This window comes from Desulfopila aestuarii DSM 18488, assembly GCF_900143695.1.
GTDB lineage: Bacteria > Desulfobacterota > Desulfobulbia > Desulfobulbales > Desulfocapsaceae > Desulfopila > Desulfopila aestuarii.
The window spans coordinates 82,454-101,394 of sequence record NZ_FRFE01000009.1; the positions used below are offsets into that span (position 1 = coordinate 82,454).

Genomic DNA, 18,941 nt, shown 5'->3' on the forward strand with positions numbered 1-18,941 from the left:
TCAGGCTCCTAGAGCATATACCTGCCAGTCAGTGACTGGTGTCAAAATGGTTGCTTGCATGGGGGGATGAACCGCCTTCATGCAATTCAGACGTGTTAACAGGGAGAAGAGCAATGGGACAGAGCGCAAAGAAAACAGACCTAAGATGCGGGAGATCCCTTTTAGCTGTTATTGGAAGTTTTTTTATGGTTGGCATCTGTCTCTATGCTTTTCCTATCCAGGCAGCAGGTGACGTGTCACACATCAAAAAATATAAGATATTGCATGTTATGAGCTATCATTCTCCCTGGAAATGGACGGATGATCAGCTGGCGGGATTCAAGGAAGCCCTGAAAGATGTGGATGTTGAATATAAAGTTTTCCAGATGGACACAAAGCGCAACAGTTCCAAAGAGTGGAAAGAAGTCGTTGGCCTGCAGGCTAGAGAGCTCATCGAATCCTGGAAGCCCGACCTGGTCTATACAAACGATGATAATGCTCAGGAGTATGTAGCCAGATATTATGTTAACAGCGACACACCCTTTGTTTTTAGCGGGGTCAATGCTGATCCCGATGAATATGGATTTAATGGGAGTACTAATATTACAGGTGTTCTTGAGCATGAACATTTTGTTGAATCTGTCGAGTTGCTGAAAATGGGTGTGCCGGGTATCAAGAAGATTGCTATCGTTCTTGATGAAGGGCCCACTTGGCCGGGGGTCATTCAGCGAATGAAAGAGAAACTGAATGAATTGGAAGGTATAGAGATTGTCAGCTGGGATGTTATTCATAGTTTTGACGAGTATAAACAAAAGATAAAAAGCTACCAAGGCAATGTCGATGCTATAGGACTCTTGGGTATTTTTACGTTCAAAGATGACGATGGTCAAAACGTACCATATACTGAGGTGCTTAAATGGACGGCAAACAACAGCCAGTTGCCGGACTTCAGCTTCTGGAAAGACAGAATTTCATATGGGACATTGTGTACTGTAACTGTCTCCGGCTATGAGCAGGGACTGGCTGCTGGAAAGATTGCCCATGGTATTCTTGTAGACGGGCGAAGCCCTGCTAGTTTTGACATGGTGCCTACCGTAAAGGGAGAAGCGGTCATTAGTCTTGCCAGAGCCAACCGCCTAGGTATTTCGTTTAAATCGAGCATCTTGCTTTCAGCGGAGATCGTCGAGAGTTTTTCATGGAATGATTAAATGCGTTTAAGTATCAGGGCGAAAATTGTTTGTATTACCGTTGTAATACTGTCTCTGGCCATTGGCGTGAATACGCTGACCAGCGCGTATTTTTTTACAAAAGAATACACCCTGACACTGGAAGCCAGAGGGTTTGCCATTGCCCAGGACCTCAAACTCCAACTGGAAAGATTGCTGAGGCTGAAAATCCCTATCGACAATATTGTCGGCTTTGAGGAGCAATGTCAGGATATTGTCCGAAAACATGAGGATGTTGCTTATGCAACGGTCATTGATCAGAATGGGAAAACGCTCTTTCATAACGACCCGTCAAGGCATGGCAGCATAGAAACTGATCCCGATAGTCTCGGGGCCCTTCGATCAAAGTCTCGAAAAATCCAGATTATCAATTGGATGGGTCAGCCACATTACGATATCATTATTCCCATTTTGGGTAGCTATAAAAATCTGATTGGCGCTGTTCGCATAGGCCTTCCTCAAACGATTATCGCCGAAAAAAGAAAGAATTTGCTCGTCCAGTCAGTCGCCATCGGTGTGTTGCTTCTCGCAGCTGCGATTCTCCTACTGCTTTTCGCTCTATCCGCTCTGGTTACTAATCCCATCAAGGAACTGATGCGAGCGATCCAACAGGTCCGAAAAAAGGGGACAGAGCTTGTCCAGCCTCTGGCAATCAAAAGGCATGATGAGATTGGTCAGCTGGCCCAGACTTTTGACAAGATGATATTCGATCTGCAGAAAACCACAGTATCCAGGGATCTGTTGGTCAAGGAAGTTAAGGAACGCAAGCAGGCCCAGAAAGCTGCACAAAACGCCAATCAGGCCAAGAGCGAATTCTTGGCCAACATGAGTCATGAGATCCGCACGCCGATGAATGGCGTGATGGGCATGACTGGTCTGCTACTGGATACTCCGCTCACCGTTGAACAGCGGGATTATGCAGAAACTGTGAGGAGAAGCGCGGATAATCTGTTGACAATCATCAATGACATTCTCGATTTCTCAAAGATCGAGGCGGGCAGACTGGAGCTCGAAATTCTTGATTTTGAGCTGCGCAGTGCCGTGGATGATGTGATCGACATTCTGGTGATGGCGGCGTATGAGAAAGGACTGGAGTTGGCTTGCCTGGTCGACCACGACGTGCCGAGTCAGGTATGTGGCGATCCTGGTCGGTTGCGGCAGATTCTGCTTAATCTGGTAGGCAATGCTATAAAGTTCACAGAGACAGGGCACGTGCTGGTGCATGTCATGCTGGAGACAATGGGTGAGAAACGGGCGATGGTACGTTTCAGTGTCAAGGATACGGGTATTGGCATCCCCCAGGATAGACGTAAAAACCTTTTTCTCCCGTTTTCGCAGGTAGATAGCTCCACTACGCGCAAATATGGTGGCACCGGCCTGGGACTTGCCATCAGTAAACAGTTGAGCGAACTGATGGGGGGAAGCATAGAGGTCGAGAGCCAACCAGGGATAGGCTCGACCTTTCAGTTTAGGGTTAGGGTGGGCCTGCAGGCTGCAAACAAGGTAACAGAGGACGCACGTATTGCTGAAATCAGGCAGAAAAACGTTCTCCTGGTGGGCGACACTGTTACCATAAAGGTTGTCCTCTATGAAATGTTGAATTCCTGGGATTGTAGAGTTCAGCTGGTAGGAACAGGAACAGAGGCCTTGATTGCGCTTAGGCAGGCCAGAGATTCCGGTAGCCCGTTTAACATAGCTGTAGTCGACTCCCAAATCTCAGAATTTGAGACGGAATTTCTGGGAAAGCAAGTCCAGGCCGACCCAGATCTGCAGAATACCCGTCTCATACTACTCTGCCCTTTTGGTCAGAAAATGGAGGAGGCGACAAGGCGGAACAGTGAGTATGATGTTTGTGTCGCCAAGCCTATCAAGCAACCTGTTCTGTTGAATATTCTTGTATCTACAGATAGCCGCTCTTCGGGGAGCACACAGAAGGCTGCCATATCGCCAGAAGAAAGGGGTGTGACTTCTTCAAGTGCTAAGAACTTCAGGATATTGGTCGCTGAGGACAATGGTATCAATCAGAAATTCGTGTTAGCGTTGCTGGAAAAATTTGGTTTCCAGGCTGATGCTGTGGCCAATGGCGAGGAAGCTGTTAAGGCAATTGAAATGATACCTTATCAGCTCATCCTGATGGATGTGCAAATGCCCGTGATGGACGGATTGACTGCCACTGGGAAAATTCGAAAACTCAATTCACCCCAAAGTGATATCCCTATTATTGCTTTGACGGCCCATGCCTTAAAGGAAGATTATGACCGTTGCCTAGCGGCAGGCATGAACGACTATCTGGCTAAACCGATTGACCCTTACAAATCATTAGAAAAAATAAATGAATTTTCGTTATAAAGCCCATCGTGGAAGCTGCTGAGTATCATTAATAACTTCAAAGGTGTTGAAATAAAAAGTTATTATCAGCTTAAACAATCTCAGAGGGAGTCTCTTTCAAAGCAGATTTTGACATTGGGTGGGGCTGTAAACAGGTGTCTCCTTTATTTGTTCAATTCGGCAATGTTGAAAGCTGAACGGTCACAAGACTTAATTTATGTAGAAGATTTGAATAACTATGTTAATAATGTGCGGGTGCATGGTTTATACATCGTATTTGACTCATAAATGAACACGATCTGCCTGACATGGATTTGCCCCTCTCTGGGGACGGCTGCGCGGCAGGTTTTAAGTATTAGACACGATCAGGAGGCATCATGGAGAGAAGGACGTTTCTGAAACAGGCAGCACTGGGTACCGCCGCGGTTGCGGCATCGGTGACGGTGGGAGCGCCGGCGGTAATTGCATCGACAAAGAAGATTCGCTGGAAAGCCACCTCGTTCTGGAACCCCAAGGTCAAGATCATGTTTGACGGGGTGAAGCAGTTCTGCCAGGACGTCAAGGAGATGTCTGACGGCCAGCTGGACATAAAAATGTATGGCGGCGGGGAGCTTGTCCCCCCATTCGGGGCTTTCGATGCAGTATCCCAGGGGACAATGCAGATGGGAACGGGTTCTCCCTACTTCTGGGCGAGCAATTCCACCGCGTTCAACTGGTTCGGCTCTTTACCTTTTGGGATGAACGCTCAGTCTGTAAATGCATGGTTTTATGAAGGAAACGGCATGAATTTGATGAACGAGCTGTACAGCCAGTTCAACCTCGTGCCGATGGTTGTCGGTAATTCCGGTGTGCAGATGGGTGGCTGGTACCGAAAGAAAATCAACTCAGTTGAAGATCTCAAGGGGTTGAAGATGAGAATCGGCTCCATCGCCGGAAAAGTGCTCTCGGAACTTGGCGTCACCACCGTGATGCTCCCGCCCGCCGAGATCTTCCCGTCGCTTGAAAGGGGTGTCGTTGACGCGGCTGAGTTTGTCGGTCCGGTGCACGACATTCTTCTTGGCTTGTACAAGGTTGCCCCATATTATTACACTCCGGGGTGGCACGAGTTCGGTCCGGTGTTGGATGTTTTCTGCAACAAAGCAGCCTATGACGAGCTTCCAAAGCATCTTCAGAAGATCCTCCATATCGCGGCGGCCAATACAAACATCAGGACCCTTGCGGCTTTTGATGCCCAGTCCGGCGTCGCGCTCGACACACTGGTCAAGGAGCATGGCGTGAAAGTGGAGGTGTATCCGGATGACGTCATTGAAAAAGTGAAGGCGGTCGCCAAAGAGGTCATTGAAGAGGAAGCGAAAAAAGATCCGTTCGCAATGAAGGTGCATGAAGATTACAAAGCATTCCAGGCCAAGACCGCGGTCTGGGGCCAGATGTCGGAAAAGGTGTACTGGAACATAATGACTTGATGGAACCTTGAAAAAATGTTGATGCGGCCAAACTCTTGGTTGCATCCTGGATGGTAAGTGAACGCAACTGAGGTTAGCCACAAGTGCCCCATAGGAATTGCCTGAGGGGCACTTGTGGTGATATTGGGACGCGGCTCGAATGTGAACGACTTCCCTGATTGTTCAAGGACTACCTGCTTTGCATAATCAATCGCAGCATAGCCAATGAAAATTATAAAAAAAATCATCGCATTGTGCGATGCTGTAAATGAGTGGATAGGCAGTTACCTTGTGTCTGCCGCTGTTTTCATCTTCATAGCTGTAATTTTTTCCAATGTGGTGATGAGGTATGTCTTCAACACCAGCTCCGTCTTCATGTCCGAAGTGGAGTGGCATCTCTTCGCCTTTATTTTCCTGATGGGAGCGGGGTACACCCTCCTTCACGACAGACATGTACGGGTTGACATCTTCTATTCGACAATGGGAGAGAAAAAACGGGCTCTGGTGAACCTTCTCGGGGTGCTGTTTTTTCTGCTGCCATCATGCTACCTGGTTTTGACCACCTCCATCCCCTGGGTTATCACGTCCTACACAGTAGGGGAGGTTTCGATTGATCCGGGTGGAATTCCCGCTCGGTTCGCGCTGAAGGCGGTTCTGCCCATTGCCTATTGCCTGATCCTGATGCAGGGACTGTCGCTGGGGTTGAAAAGCTTTCTAGTGTTGTTTGGCAGTGGGGACGGCTCCGGGAAGCCCCCTTTATCACAATCCGGTAATCAAGTGTGAGCTGTATCTTTAAACCGTAAGTGGCAACAGCCCAATCCTCCTAAATCATTTTGACATTTTTCACTATTTTTTCATGCTGATCGATTTTCTTCCGTTCTGGATCGCCGACTATCTTGCTGTCTGGCTGTTCGTGGTGATGACCCTCGCCCTGATGGCCGGATTCCCTGTCACCTTCTCCATGATGGGCGTCTCCTTTCTCTTCGGTCTTATCGGCCTTGATCCGACCCTGTTTAACCTGATGCCGCTTCGCATGTGGGGCATTATGACCAACACCATGCTGATGGCGGTCCCTCTCTTCATATTCATGGGCTTTGTTCTTGAAAAGTCTGGTCTTGCAAAGGATTTGCTGGAGACGATGGAGGAGCTGTTCAGCAACGTTCGCGGCGGCCTTGCCATTTCGGTTATGATCGTGGGGGCATTGCTCGGCGCCTCCACCGGAATAGTTGGGGCGACTGTGGTCACGATGGGGCTCATGTCGTTGCCGACCATGCTCAAACATAAGTATTCGAGTTCTTTCGCCTCCGGGACCGTTGCCGCCTCCGGGACGCTGGGCCAGATCATCCCGCCCTCCCTTGTCCTGCTGCTGCTGGGGCCAGTCATGGAGGTTTCCATAGGCGATATGTTTGTCGGTGCGGTCATACCCGGCATACTTCTTGTCGTGCTCTATTGTGTGTTTATCTGGGTGTGCTCATTTGTCGGAAACAGGCATGTACCCGCCACAAAAGGCGAGCGCGTCAAATTCAGTAAAGATTTTATTATAAAATTATGCAGGGCCCTTCTGCCTCCGCTCTTTCTTATCATCGCAGTTCTCGGGACCATCTTTGCCGGGATTGCCACCCCCACCGAATCGGGCGCCATGGGTGCGGCAGGGGCTGTGTTGCTGACTGTTTTCAACGGCAGGTTCAGTTTGCGCCTGCTCCATGATGTGGCCAAGGGCACCATCAAGATGACCTCCATGGTCTTTATCATCATCATGGGCGCGACCTGTTTCTCCCTGGTTTTCAGGGGGCTTGCCGGGGACGATCTTCTGCGTGAGTTCATTGACTCAATGCACCTCGAGGGCTGGCAGCTGATAGCGATAGTAATGGTTTTCATCTTCCTGCTCGGCTTCTTTCTTGATTTCATTGAAATCACCTATATCCAGATACCGATCATAGCCCCGATTGTAGTCGATTACGGGTATGACCCGCTCTGGTTCGGCATCATGTTCGCGATGAACCTTCAGACATCGTTCATGACCCCGCCATTCGGCCCTTCGCTGTTCTACCTCAAGAGCGTCAGCCCGCCCGGAGTCAAGACAACCGACCTCTACAAGGGCATCATCCCGTTTGTCGTAATTCAGCTACTTTTGCTCTGTATCATCGCGGCCTTTCCCAAGCTGGTTACCTGGCTGCCGAAAGTGGTGTACGGCTGATGCTTGCCCAGATCCGGGGCTCTTGAGGTGATGACTCTTCCAATATATTGAAATACGAGGCAATGGAGTCCTGTGAGGAGTTTCTTGCATCGTCTCATCAGGTGCAGGAGGACCAGCTCAATGCCAGAGGATGCGCCCGTCAGGTTGAGCCTATCATGATACGACGATCTTGGAACGCGGGAAGAGAGATGGTTTACGGGTAAGGGCAGATTCGGCGGTTGGTAAACCAGTTGAAGTAATGCAATATACCTTGAACCTCGGTTCATGAAGGCAGGCTTTTGTTTACGAACTTTGTCGGGATAGTGCCGATCTTGGTATTCTTTGGGGGCGAATAGCGGTATCAGGAGTTCCCTCTTTCCCCTGCTCTTCTGTATTGCTGTTGACGCATTGAGTGCGTTTCAGGGTACAAACGAGTTAGCTCTCGATAAGTTGACGTGCCAGATGGTTGTGCTGAGCCACGTGTTGATTGAGATCGAGTGGTAGCAGTTCGCCGTCGCTGACTACGATCTTGCCGTTTATTATTGAATGAGTAACCCGCTGCGGTGAGCAAAATAGCAGCGCTGCAACCGGGTCGTTCGGTGCGGCGCCAGCGGAATCAATCCCCTGAATGTTGAATGCGACGACGTCGGCACTCATACCGGGTGCCAATGCTCCAATGTCGTTGCGGCCCAGTACCCGTGCACCGCCGAGCGTGGCCAGTTCAAGTGTCTGGCGCCCACTCATGGCTGCCGGGCCGTAACCAACGCGGGCCAGCAGCATGGCTTGACGCGCTTCGGCCATGAGATGCCCTGAGTCGTTCGACGCGCTTCCGTCGACTCCCAGGCCGACCGCAATACCGGCTTCAAGCAGAACCGGTATCGGCGCTATGCCCGAGGCGAGCCGCATGTTTGAACTAGGACAGTGCACAATGCCGGTGCCGGTACGTGAGAACAGGTCGATGCCTGCAGCATCAAGCTTGACGCAGTGAGCATGCCAGACATCAGGACCGACCCAGCCCAGCGATTCGACGTATTCGGTCGGTGTCATACCGAATTTTTCAAGGCTGTAGGCGATGTCATTGTCGTTTTCGGCGAGATGAGTATGCAGCGATACACCATAGCTGCGCGCGAGTGCGGCCGACTCTCGCATCAAATCACGGCTCACCGAGAAAGGGGAACATGGCGCGACGACAATACGCTGCATGGCATGGCGCCCGGGATCGTGCCATGTTTCGATTAGCCGTTGGGTATCCCTGAGGATCGAGTCTTCATTTTCAACCAGCAGATCTGGTGGCAGGCCGCCTTGGCTTTCGCCGACACTCATGCTGCCGCGCGCAGCATGGAAGCGCATGCCCAGCATATCAGCAGCCTCGATCGAGTCTTCCAGGCGGATGCCGTTCGGATAGAGGTAGAGATGGTCGCTCGACGTTGTGCACCCAGAAAGGATCAGTTCTGCCATTGCGGTTACTGTCGAGACGTGGATCATCTTGGGCGTGATCCGGGCCCAGATGGGATAGAGGTGTTTCAGCCAGGTAAAAAGCTCGGCATCCTGCGCACCGGGAATTGCCCGGGTCAGGCTCTGAAACATGTGGTGGTGTGCGTTGATCAAACCGGGCATGACAACGCACCCGGCAAGTGAAATAACCTTGTCGGCAACCTTGGGAAGATCCTTACTCGGTCCCACCGCTTTGATGACACCATCTTGAATGAAAACACCTCCACTCAGTATTTCCCGTCGTTCTTCATCCATCGTCACCAGAACATCGGCATTTTTGAGGAGCAGTGTTGTCATGGCATCAGGTATTAATAAAAATGATTATTATGTTGCAACCATTGTAACAATATCAAGGAGACAATGGTGAATTATCGGGAAACGAAACGTCCATGGGGCCAGGATGGGGTTGATAATGCGGTTCCCAGGTTGTATTTGATAAGTCTGTGTCGCAATTCCAGCAGTTGGTCCACCAAGGCCGGCTCGTCTTCGGCATAGGCCTTTTCATCGGCTATCCGTTTCACCACGACTCCTAAGAGCTCTGTAATAGCATTACCGACGGAGTTCTGGCTTATGGTGACGATGAGTCTTCCATCATCGTCTCGATAGAGCAGTTGCTTGTACGCCGGCTGCCAGCGGATCTCATTGGCCAATTTGGGATCTTCGGTCACCTCCAACCTTAATATTCGTGCGGCTTCATGGAATTGATTGTTGAGCAGCAGAATATCTTCAATCTGGCTTTTATATACAGCGCCGGCAGGAATTCGGGTGTCGCCGGAGGCAACAAGCGCAAAAAAGGTTCGATAAAACTCTAGAAAACCGCTGAGGACCATGTCGTACTCTTTCCAGAACTTGCCTCGATTGAGGGTATCCGCCCCACCAATGACCTCCCAGCTCGGCAATCCCTGCGGATAACCGGTAATAGATAATTTGCCCTCTTCAGGGGGGATTGGCCTTAGCAATTCGAGCCGAAGAACATCAAGAAAGCGGAGGTAGACCTCGCTCAGATAGTACAAAAAAATGCCGTTCTGGCCGCTGTCGGTCAGGTTGGGGTCATCATCGGCCGCAGCGGGAGAGGACGCGAGCAAGGATTTTTCAAAGACAATAAAGTGGTTATGAATCATCCGAATGCTGGGCACGCCAGGCTTGTTGAGCGGCCAGGTCGCGTCGAGACTGGCTTCACCGCAAAAGACCAGATGCTCTTTTGGGTCAGGGTATTTTTCCAGCATGTACTGAAAAACGACATTGGTCATTCGGCTGAAGGTAATGTTTTCCTCGCGGGTCAACTGGTCCCGCCGGACAGGCCGGCCCATGGGGTCCAGCAATTTTGCGGAGGTGTCGAAAATGATCGAGGTATCGAAGAGGTTCGAATGGCCGATCGCTTTACGGTAGAGCAGAAAACCTTCCTTGGTGCGGAGCAGGCCGTTTTCCCGGGCGAGATGACGAAGGTTGCAGGGGCTGTTAAAGAATTCTGTTGGGGCGACACCTTCCGGTATCGCAATTGGTATCGGGCGATGGGGTACGACAACCTCTCTGGGATAGGATGTGTTCATACAACCTCCGCAGGTTTTGGATGTGACCGCTCTTCAGTAGCTCATAAAAGAGGTAACGGCAAATAGGAATTTTGTCTATTTGTTTTACAACCAATAAAGTCCTGATCTGAATTGGTGTGAGCCAGTGTCATTCAGGCCTCGCGCTGATTTCTCATAAAAAAGGACAAGAGCGGGGTGGAGTTTCCGGTACACCGTTCTGTTTTGATATTTACTCGGCTTCCTCTATATGGCGCACTACCAGATCACCTATACCCGGCAGCATGCCAATCCCGTGGTGAATCGCTTCCACTACAAGGCCATGGTTTTCAAGTTTCATCTTCCAGGAATGCTCACTATCTCCAAGCAAATCACGTTCGACATGAAAGCCATGAGAGAGAAAGAATGGGATGAGAAGAACCTTTTCATACCCTTTATCGGCGATTGTTTCAGCCAAAAGGTCTGTTTCCGGATAGTGCTCTACAACTCCGACAAAGACGCGTTCACCGAAACGTTGCCGTAGCAGGTTCTCCAAGGCAAGATAAGCCGTCCAGACAGGGTGACGGGTGCCATGGCCGATCAACAGGACGGCCTGCTGCTGGTTTTTCATGATATGGGGAGCAAGCAGGTCTAAGAGTGTTTGGTAATCTGAGGGAGACGAGAATAGCGGCAGGCCAAGTCGGCAGTCGATTCCTGTTGCCTGCCTGACTTCATGGTGGAGTTCGTGGAACTCGAATCCAGGCAACAGGTGCAGGGACTGAACAATCGCCATTTTATGCCCCTTGGCAGCAACGTCGTGGAGAATATCAAGAGGCAGCCGGATATCCTCCTGCCCTTTATTCTGAGCGTGGGTAACGGTTCGCTTATTATAACCCCAGAAAACAGGTCGATCAGGAAAATGGTTGCGGACGGCGGTTTCGATCTTTTTGCTGGTGGCTGTGGCTGCTGCACTTGTGCTGAAGGCTGTCAGGATAATAGGGGAAATGGCTTGGTTGGTCATGGTGAGCCTTATCGTGAAGTGAACCGTTGTTGACCAGCGGAACCGGGATTTGAAAAAAAATGTCTAGGACGGGGCAAAAGAAAGAACCCATCCTTCGGCCACTCGTTCATGCTGTTGTCTGTTACTTTATTGAAATGACATGCATATTACTGCATCATATGGTTTCAGCAAAGAGATCTTGCATCGTGGGTGCATGAAAATGTTAGACATCTGTCGTACATATTTTGAATTAAAAGGATTTAAAGGATTTAAAGGATTTAAAAAAAGTAGTTTATGACTCCATATATTTGCGGGGCAAGGAAAAACCTGATATGCTGTTGACACATTGTGGCAAAGTGTAGTATGAAGCAATTATGTTAATTAATTATATAATGTAATGCTTCATCTTGTGATGGCAAGCGGGTTTGGGGAACACGCTTGCTGGAAAGCGGGTTTTGGGGCATGTCCAGGCTGTACCGGTGTTACTATGGGGGTACATAAGGTCATCGGTGGAGCGCAACCAGGCAGGAGGATGAGAGAGATGATAAAGAGATTTTCTGTAATGGCCCTTGCGGGCCTGCTGGTGTTTCCTGCGGTATCAATGGCGGGTGGCAGCTCAAACGTTGCCGATCTGGAACGCAAGATCGAGGAATTGAGCCGGCAGCTCAATGATCTGAAGGCGGCGATGGAGGAACAGGCCGAAACCAATGAAGAGCAGGACGTTGCACTCGAAGATTTGGACGAACGCTCTGAGGATTGGGATCTGGCGGCTCGTATCAAGTTCTACGGCGATTACCGCGGCCGGCTTGATTATTACTCTGCTGACCGGAAGTTTGGTTCCGATGTGGATAACGATACCCTTTGGACCAACCGTTTCAGGCTGAATATGCGGGCCAAGGCAACTGAGAATATGGAATTCAAGGCGCGTCTGGCCATGTTTAAAGCGTGGGGTAACCAATCCGGCTTTTATGATGCTTCAGGGGCCATGTGGCCTGTTTTCGACGGCAATGTGACCCGGACTCCTGAAGACAGTGCACTATATGTTGATCGGGTGTTTGTCAACTGGAACAATATTGGCGGAATACCGATGTGGTTCTCCATCGGTCGTCGGCCAACGACCGATGGGCCACCTGCGGAGATGCGCATGGGCACTGACGAGCGGATGGCAACTCCCATGTCGTTTATGGATTGGCCTTTTGACGGTATTTCAGTAGGCTATGCATGGAGCTGGGGTAATGAGACCATGGGCGATAGTAGAATACGCTTCTGCTATGGTCGTGGTTTTGAGGCGGGCTTGCAGGCTGATAACTCTCCACAATCGGCTGACAATATTGACGACATGGATTTTGCTGGTTTGAGCTGGGATGTCATGAAGAAAGATGACCGATTCCTGTATCTCCAGTCTTATGTCGCTTTTAATGTTATTAGATATCCTGATTTTCAGAATCCTGACGATACTGATTATTACAATAGTATTTATGGAGATAATGATAACCTCGGCAAAATATGGCACAGTGCGGCAGTATATGAAGATAAAGTAAGTAATCTTAATTATTTTATCGCAGGTGGTTTGTCATATGCTATGCCGGATGATTCCGGCTGGGGAATGTTCAGCGATTTTGCCCGAATGGGTGCCGGTTTGAAAGGGCCGAATTATGATAACGAGACCGGTTACAGTCTGTATGCTGGTGTCCGCTATGATATCGATGACATTGGTTTGAAGGTCGGCGGCGAGTTTAACTGGGGTTCCCAGTACTGGATTGCCATGGCTCCCGGGCATGATGAGATCTATATGTCAAAGCTAGCGACTCGTGGCCAAGTGTATGAGGCGTACCTCATTTATGATCTGCCCACCGGTGATGTGATTTCGAAATATGCCAAGACTTTTATGCGACTTGGCTATCAGCATTATGAGTATGATTATGCTGGTTCTGGTGACTGGAACATGTATCCGTATGACCTCGGCAGTAGTTCAGATATGATGTACATGAATGGCCTTGTTAATGCGGGGATGGCAAATGATCCCGTCGAGAGAGCAGATCAGGTCTATCTGACATTTGAGGTCTATTTCTAAGATTTCTATCAAAGATCGTCTGTCTTTAAGGGGAGTGCCCGGAATCGGGCCCTCCCCTTTTTTGTTGCCCAGCTTACACCTATGTACTACATTTTCATGTGGAAAAATAAGGCGTTTAGTTACATCTGAATTGTTTGTAATGGAGTATGCATGGAAGATATGAGAGTACAGAGTATCCGTTCGATAGTGAGTCTCGGTAGCTTTGGGAACCTGCAATGTCGTTATGGTCTCTTTGACCGGCATGGCGGAGTAAGTAGTGGTCCTTTTGCTTCGCTCAATATCGGTTTGGCGGTGGGCGACAGCATTGAGGCTGTTGAAGAAAACAGGCAGTTGGTGAAAGAACGAATGGGGGTTGATTGGTGGCTTTCAGGCCGGCAAATTCACGGCGAAGCAGTCTATGTACTGGAACAGGCCCCTGACAGTGATTTGGAAGTGGACGGCTACGATGCTTTGATAACCAACCAGCAAAATGTGGGTCTCGTTATCCAGCATGCCGATTGTCAGGCTGTACTGCTCTATGATCCGGTCAGCCAGGCGATAGGAGCAATTCACAGCGGCTGGCGTGGAAGTGTTGTAAACCTTATTGGTAAGACAGTTCAGGCCATGGCTGATGTTTTTGGCACTGATGCTCGCAATCTGCGGGCTGTTGTAAGCCCGTCACTAGGCCCCTGCTGTGCTGAGTTTGTCAATTATGAGCTGGAGTTGCCGGTCTCTTTTCAGGAGTTCATGGATGACAACAGGCGGTTTAATTTCTGGGAGATCTCAAAGCGTCAGTTGATGGATTGCGGGATTCGGGAAGAGTCCATTACCCTACCCAACATCTGTACCAGCTGCTCGACTGATTATTTCTCCTATCGACGTGCCTGCCGGGAAGGCGACAGCGTTACAGGTCGCAACTGCTCAGTTATCGCTCTGATTGCCGAATAGAACAAGCCGTGGAGGTTGTCATGCGGATTCTCTTGATAGAAGACGACAAAAAAATAGCGGGATTTATCGAGAAGGGGCTGCGGGAATCGGGTTTCGTTGTGGATACCTGTCATGACGGAACAGAGGGGCTTGAGCTGGGCGTGCAGGGCGTTCATGATGCGGCAGTGGTGGATATCATGCTGCCGGGAATGGATGGACTGCAGGTGATCGAGCGAATGCGCAAGGTCGGCGTCGATACGCCGGTGCTCATCCTGAGCGCCCGACAGTCGGTGGATGACCGTATACAGGGGCTGCAGCGGGGTGGTGATGATTATATGATCAAACCGTTTTCGTTTAGCGAACTATTGGCCAGGATTCAGGCGCTGATACGTCGGGACAAAAAAAGTACCCAGCCAACTGTGCTGAAGGTGGCGGACCTGGAGATGGATCTCCTCAAACATGAGGTGGTTCGCGGAATCGAGAAGATCGAATTGCCTGCCAAGGAATATGCCTTGCTGGAACTGATGCTGCGAAACAGCGGGGCAGTGCTCTCCAAAACGACTATTCTTGAGAAGGTCTACGACTATAATTTCGATCCTCAGACCAATGTTGTCGACGTGCTGGTATGTCGATTGCGCAACAAGATCGATAAGGATTATGACCGGAAACTGATCCAGACGGTGCGGGGGATGGGATATGTCCTTCGTGGTGACTAAAGCGGACTTCAGTCCCAATCGGTTGAAGGCGGCGCTGCCGTTTTTTATGGTGCTTCTTGTTGGCTTCAGCCTTTTTCTTGGCCTCTTTCTGCTCGTGGCCCGTCATCAGCTGGTGAAAACGGAGATGGTGGAAACAAACCGCCTGCTCTTGGCTTATCTGCAACGGGGCAGCGCTGCACCTTTGCAGTTTGGCCAAGGGCTTTCCGTGTACGATGAGCAGTTGGGTGGGCTTGACTTTATCCGGATTTCTAAGAGCAACAATCGATTGCTGCTGGCCGGTGATGCTATCTCTGCCTCGCTCTTTCATGAACTGTTGCGGCTTGAGCCGCTGGAGGATGCACCCTGGCTGAGGTTGGCCGGTGAGGATAGGGAGACGATCTGGTCGGTTGTAAGTAAAACACCGGGCAGCGGTGTGGTTATAACAGCCGGAAGAGACAGCAGCTTCTCTTATCGGCAATATCGGCAGTTGTTACTCCTTGTAATGACCGGCTGGTGTGCTGGCCTTGTTCTTTCTCTTACCATTGCCCTTTTCTGTGTGCGGCGGCTTGTATCACCGCTGGTAAAGTTGCGGGTCGAGCTGGAAACGCTCATGGCCGAGGGGCGGGAGCAGTTACTGCCTGAAAAAGGAGGCGACACCGAGCGAGAGCAGCTATACCGTCAGGTGAACCGCCTTATTCGCCAGAATCGACGGCTGGTAAGCGAGATGCAGGCTTCGCTCGATAATGTCGCCCACGATCTCCGTACCCCCATGACCCGACTCCGGTCGGTGGCGGAGTTTGGTCTCAGGGAGGAAAGCGACATTGAAAAATTACGGGAGTCGCTGGCCGACTGCCTGGAAGAGTCAGAGCGGGTACTCTCGATGTTGCGGATCATGATGAGCGTAGCTGAAGCTGAAACAGGTACCATCCAGCTGGAGTATACGAGGCTTGACCTGGCGGAGAGTATTGGAGAGATGGTGTCGCTTTATGAATATGTAGCGGAGGAGCGGCGGGTTACGCTCTCCTGCGAGTGTCGTCCAGGGCTCACAATCCAGGCCGATCGCACACGTATTGCCCAGGTCTGGGCCAATCTTCTTGATAACGGCATTAAATACGGCCGTGAGGGTGGTTTTGTGCAAGTCGAGACCGCTTCGGCTGGCACAATGGTCTGCGTACGTTTTCGCGATAACGGTATGGGCATTTCCGCCTCAGAGCAACCGCGCATCTGGGAGCGACTCTATCGCGGTGATCGCAGCCGGTCCCAGCAGGGGTTGGGTCTCGGTCTGAATTTTGTGAAAGCGATTGTGGAGGCCCATGGCGGTACGGTACAGGTGGAGAGTGTGCTGCATGAGGGAAGCTGTTTTACCGTCATGCTGCCAATGGCCGAAGCTCAGCTTTTAGAAGTTGGCTCGATGGAAAAATCGCAGACCAGTGGCGAGTGGTCTGAAAGCTTCACGTCAGGAATATAGAAGTTGGTGATCCGGATTCCCGGGCTATGAAGGATAAAATCAATCTGCCGGTGCGGGGAATGGCTGGGGTGCGAGGGGAGATTGAGCAGATTTGCACTTTGCAGATTTGCAGCGGCCAGAAAGAGTTTTAATTCGCGACTGCCGAAAAAGGTGTTGAAGTCCCCGGCGACAATCACTTCCTTCTCGGTCCTTTTCACCAGCGTGTGAAGCTGTTCCAGCTGATGCTGGCGATGCCGGTACTTGAGTGACAGATGAACAAGAAATATCACAGCTTCATCTAGCTCGGTTTTGATGATGAGCCGTTTTACGCCCTCTTTGAAATAGTGGAAGCTGTAGCCATGTATCCTCTCACGGGTGAGGAGGGCGTTGGATTGTTTCTTGAGAATCGGCACACGCTGTGCCAGTGAACGAGCACTATATTTCGTTTCCGCCACGTAGTTATAGCCAAGGCATTTGGCAATCTCCTCGGCCTGGCAGCTGTTGCCGGAGCGATAGGAACCGGAGTCCACTTCAACGAGGCCGACGATATCCGGGTCCACTGAGCGGATGAAATTGATGATACGCTGCAGGTTGATCCCGGTCTTCTTGAAAAAACCGAAAAACGGTACGGGCAGATGGTAGCCGTTACGATGTCCGGTGGCGTAGCGTATATTGTACAGCAGCATTCGCATGGGTTCTCTGCCTGGTAAAGAGGAAAAGTTGGAATTTCATAACTGCAGTGTATATGTTAAGTTCTTCTGCAGTCCAGATAAATACTCCCTTTTGAGGATAAACATTTTTGCCTGAAGCAAGGATCGTATAGATGATTGAAATTGCAATAGGAACACGAAAAAGCAAGCTGGCGATGTGGCAGACAAATACTGTTGCCGGAATGCTCGAAGCAGAAGGAATGTCCACCCGTATTAGTAGTATGGAGACCATCGGTGACAAAGTGCTTGATACCTCCATTGCCAAAATCGGCAGCAAGGGGGTGTTTACTGAGGAGCTCGAAGCACAGTTGGCATCAGGAGAGACGGATATCGCCGTTCATAGTGCCAAGGACATGCAATCGAGGCTTCCGGAAGGGTTCGAGCTGATTGCCTTTACCGACCGCGAGAAAGTGAACGACGTGCTGGTAAGTGATGACCCTACCATCAATATCGGAGACAGTTCGAGGAAATTACGGATCGGCACCTCGTCGGTTCGCCGTGTAGCGTTGCTCAACCATTTTTATCCCCATGTGGAGACCGTGGAGATGCGTGGCAATCTCCAGACCCGTATCCGCAAAATGCGTGAAGGTGATTGCGATGCCCTGATGCTGGCGTATGCCGGGGTTAAACGGATGGAATATGAAGATCTGATCGTGAAGATCTTTTCGGAGGAAGAGTTTATCCCGCCGGTGGGCCAGGGCTGTATCGGTATCGAAGCCGCCACAACGCTTGATCCGGAAAAACGAAAGAAAATCAGGAAATGTCTGAACAACGCCGAAAGTGAGGCCTGCCTTTTGGCGGAACGGGCGTATCTCAAGCAGCTGGAGGGCGGTTGTTCGATCCCCGCCTTTGGCCTAGCAAAATTAGATGGCGATACGTTGACTCTGAAGGTGGGGCTGGCGAGCCTTGATGGCAGTAAGATCCTGCAGAAAGTGGTCACTGGTACTGTGGCTGAGGCAGAGACCATGGGAAAAGAAGCCGGGGACTACATTCTGGACAATGGCGGGCGGGAGATGCTTGCTGAGATTCGCCGACAGCAAAAATAGAACAAGGGTGCAGCGCAAAGACGCATTGCACCCCCGATGGTCAATAAAAAGGCTGTGTACCCGGGATTTCTCGGTTATGCAGCCTTTTCTCCTTTCTTAGTACGCACCAAGTCTCTCAGGTAGTCGAGCCAGGCATCAAATCCTGCGCCTGTGGTAGCGGAAAGCTCCATGATTTTGAGGCTCGGATTGGCCTTTAAAGCCTCGCTGCGTGCCTCTTCCAACGGGAAATCGAAATAGGGCAGCAAATCTGTTTTGGTGATCAGAAAAGTCTGGGCGGTGCCGAAGGTTTTGGGGTATTTTGCCGGCTTATCGGGGCCTTCCGGTACGGAGACCAGCACGATACGCTCATGTTCGCCAAGAGCAAAGGTTGCCGGGCAGACAAGGTTACCCACATTTTCGATAAAAAGCAGATCGACACCCGCATAGCCAGGTTCTTTCTCCAGCAAATGAAAACCCTTGTGGGTCATCGCCGCGTCGAGATGGCAGGCGCCGCCGGTGGTCAGCTGGACGACCGGCACCCCTTTAGCGCGAATACGCTGGGCGTCGCGATCGGTCTCCGGATCACCTTCGATAACACCAATTTTCATCTCATCCTTCAGCGCCATGATGGTGTGCTCAAGGAGCGTCGTCTTGCCGGAACCCGGGCTGCTGATCAGGTTTAAGGCCACTGCCCCGATCTGGTCAAAATGGTCCCGGTTGGCCTGGGCCATGGCATTATTGGCGGCGAAAAGACTGGTGCGTACGTCAACGGTCTTGGTTGCAGTGTCGTGGGAGTGATTATGGTCATGGCCGTGCTCATGGTTATGGGCATGACTGTGGCTATGGCCGTCGTGGTCGTGGCTGTGGTCGTGATTATCTGAAGGACTTGGGCAACCGCATGAATCACACATGTTCGTTCTCTCGTATAAAAAAG

General features: G+C 50.6%; 15 protein-coding genes. 10 read left to right on the plus strand and 5 right to left on the minus strand.

Going from position 1 to position 18,941, the window contains the following annotated elements; translation table 11 throughout:
* The first annotated feature begins 113 nt into the window (after positions 1-113).
* The 5 genes from BUF15_RS10730 to BUF15_RS10750 all read left to right on the plus strand — a co-directional run bounded on the left by BUF15_RS10730 (position 114) and on the right by BUF15_RS10750 (position 7,172).
* Positions 114-1,187, plus strand: a complete 1,074-nt coding sequence (locus tag BUF15_RS10730; RefSeq protein WP_084553870.1) for an ABC transporter substrate-binding protein — start codon at positions 114-116, stop codon at positions 1,185-1,187.
* The gene (locus BUF15_RS10735) at positions 1,188-3,554 is read left to right on the plus strand and encodes an ATP-binding protein (protein ID WP_073613478.1); all 2,367 of its coding nucleotides are present in this window, start codon (positions 1,188-1,190) and stop codon (positions 3,552-3,554) included. It begins immediately after the preceding gene.
* Between the two features lie 356 nt (positions 3,555-3,910).
* Positions 3,911-4,996 carry a TRAP transporter substrate-binding protein gene (locus BUF15_RS10740; protein WP_073613479.1) on the plus strand — a complete coding sequence of 362 codons (1,086 nt, stop codon included), beginning with the start codon at positions 3,911-3,913 and terminating at the stop codon, positions 4,994-4,996.
* Positions 4,997-5,200: 204 nt separating this feature from the next.
* The gene (locus BUF15_RS10745; RefSeq protein ID WP_073613480.1) at positions 5,201-5,758 is read left to right on the plus strand and encodes a TRAP transporter small permease subunit; all 558 of its coding nucleotides are present in this window, start codon (positions 5,201-5,203) and stop codon (positions 5,756-5,758) included.
* 73 nt (positions 5,759-5,831) lie between these two features.
* The gene (locus BUF15_RS10750; protein ID WP_073613481.1) at positions 5,832-7,172 is read left to right on the plus strand and encodes a TRAP transporter large permease; all 1,341 of its coding nucleotides are present in this window, start codon (positions 5,832-5,834) and stop codon (positions 7,170-7,172) included.
* 414 nt (positions 7,173-7,586) lie between these two features.
* Here the strand turns inward: BUF15_RS10750 and BUF15_RS10755 are convergent, their stop codons facing one another.
* The 3 genes from BUF15_RS10755 to BUF15_RS10765 form a co-directional block, all read right to left on the minus strand.
* The gene (locus tag BUF15_RS10755; RefSeq protein WP_073613482.1) at positions 7,587-8,942 is read right to left on the minus strand and encodes an 8-oxoguanine deaminase; all 1,356 of its coding nucleotides are present in this window, start codon (positions 8,940-8,942) and stop codon (positions 7,587-7,589) included.
* Between the two features lie 71 nt (positions 8,943-9,013).
* A complete protein-coding gene (locus BUF15_RS10760) occupies positions 9,014-10,195 on the minus strand; it encodes a hypothetical protein (protein ID WP_073613483.1) in 1,182 nt (393 codons plus the stop codon).
* A gap of 208 nt (positions 10,196-10,403) precedes the next feature.
* Positions 10,404-11,171: a sirohydrochlorin cobaltochelatase gene (locus tag BUF15_RS10765; protein ID WP_073613484.1), complete on the minus strand. Its 768-nt coding sequence runs from the start codon at positions 11,169-11,171 to the stop codon at positions 10,404-10,406.
* Positions 11,172-11,691: 520 nt separating this feature from the next.
* On the opposite strand from BUF15_RS10765, the gene BUF15_RS10770 reads away from it, so the two are divergent.
* From BUF15_RS10770 to BUF15_RS10785, 4 genes are all read left to right on the plus strand, one after another.
* Entirely contained in the window at positions 11,692-13,224 is a 1,533-nt protein-coding gene (locus BUF15_RS10770) for a DUF3373 family protein (RefSeq protein ID WP_073613485.1), read from the plus strand.
* Positions 13,225-13,374: 150 nt separating this feature from the next.
* The gene (gene pgeF / locus BUF15_RS10775) at positions 13,375-14,151 is read left to right on the plus strand and encodes a peptidoglycan editing factor PgeF (RefSeq protein WP_084553872.1); all 777 of its coding nucleotides are present in this window, start codon (positions 13,375-13,377) and stop codon (positions 14,149-14,151) included.
* 20 nt (positions 14,152-14,171) lie between these two features.
* A complete protein-coding gene (locus BUF15_RS10780; RefSeq protein ID WP_073613486.1) occupies positions 14,172-14,846 on the plus strand; it encodes a response regulator in 675 nt (224 codons plus the stop codon).
* Positions 14,836-16,293, plus strand: coding sequence for a sensor histidine kinase (locus tag BUF15_RS10785; RefSeq protein ID WP_159441282.1), 1,458 nt, complete (start codon positions 14,836-14,838; stop codon positions 16,291-16,293). Before BUF15_RS10780 ends, BUF15_RS10785 begins: the two co-directional genes overlap by 11 nt.
* On the opposite strand, the gene BUF15_RS10790 is transcribed toward BUF15_RS10785, so the two are convergent.
* Positions 16,215-16,964 carry an endonuclease/exonuclease/phosphatase family protein gene (locus BUF15_RS10790; RefSeq protein WP_073613488.1) on the minus strand — a complete coding sequence of 250 codons (750 nt, stop codon included), beginning with the start codon at positions 16,962-16,964 and terminating at the stop codon, positions 16,215-16,217. The genes BUF15_RS10785 and BUF15_RS10790 overlap by 79 nt on opposite strands.
* A gap of 131 nt (positions 16,965-17,095) precedes the next feature.
* On the opposite strand from BUF15_RS10790, the gene hemC reads away from it, so the two are divergent.
* Positions 17,096-18,028: a hydroxymethylbilane synthase gene (gene hemC, locus BUF15_RS10795; protein ID WP_073613489.1), complete on the plus strand. Its 933-nt coding sequence runs from the start codon at positions 17,096-17,098 to the stop codon at positions 18,026-18,028.
* Positions 18,029-18,102: 74 nt separating this feature from the next.
* Here hemC and hypB read toward each other — a convergent pair whose 3' ends face one another.
* Positions 18,103-18,918: a hydrogenase nickel incorporation protein HypB gene (hypB, locus tag BUF15_RS10800; protein WP_073613490.1), complete on the minus strand. Its 816-nt coding sequence runs from the start codon at positions 18,916-18,918 to the stop codon at positions 18,103-18,105.
* Positions 18,919-18,941: the final 23 nt, after the last annotated feature.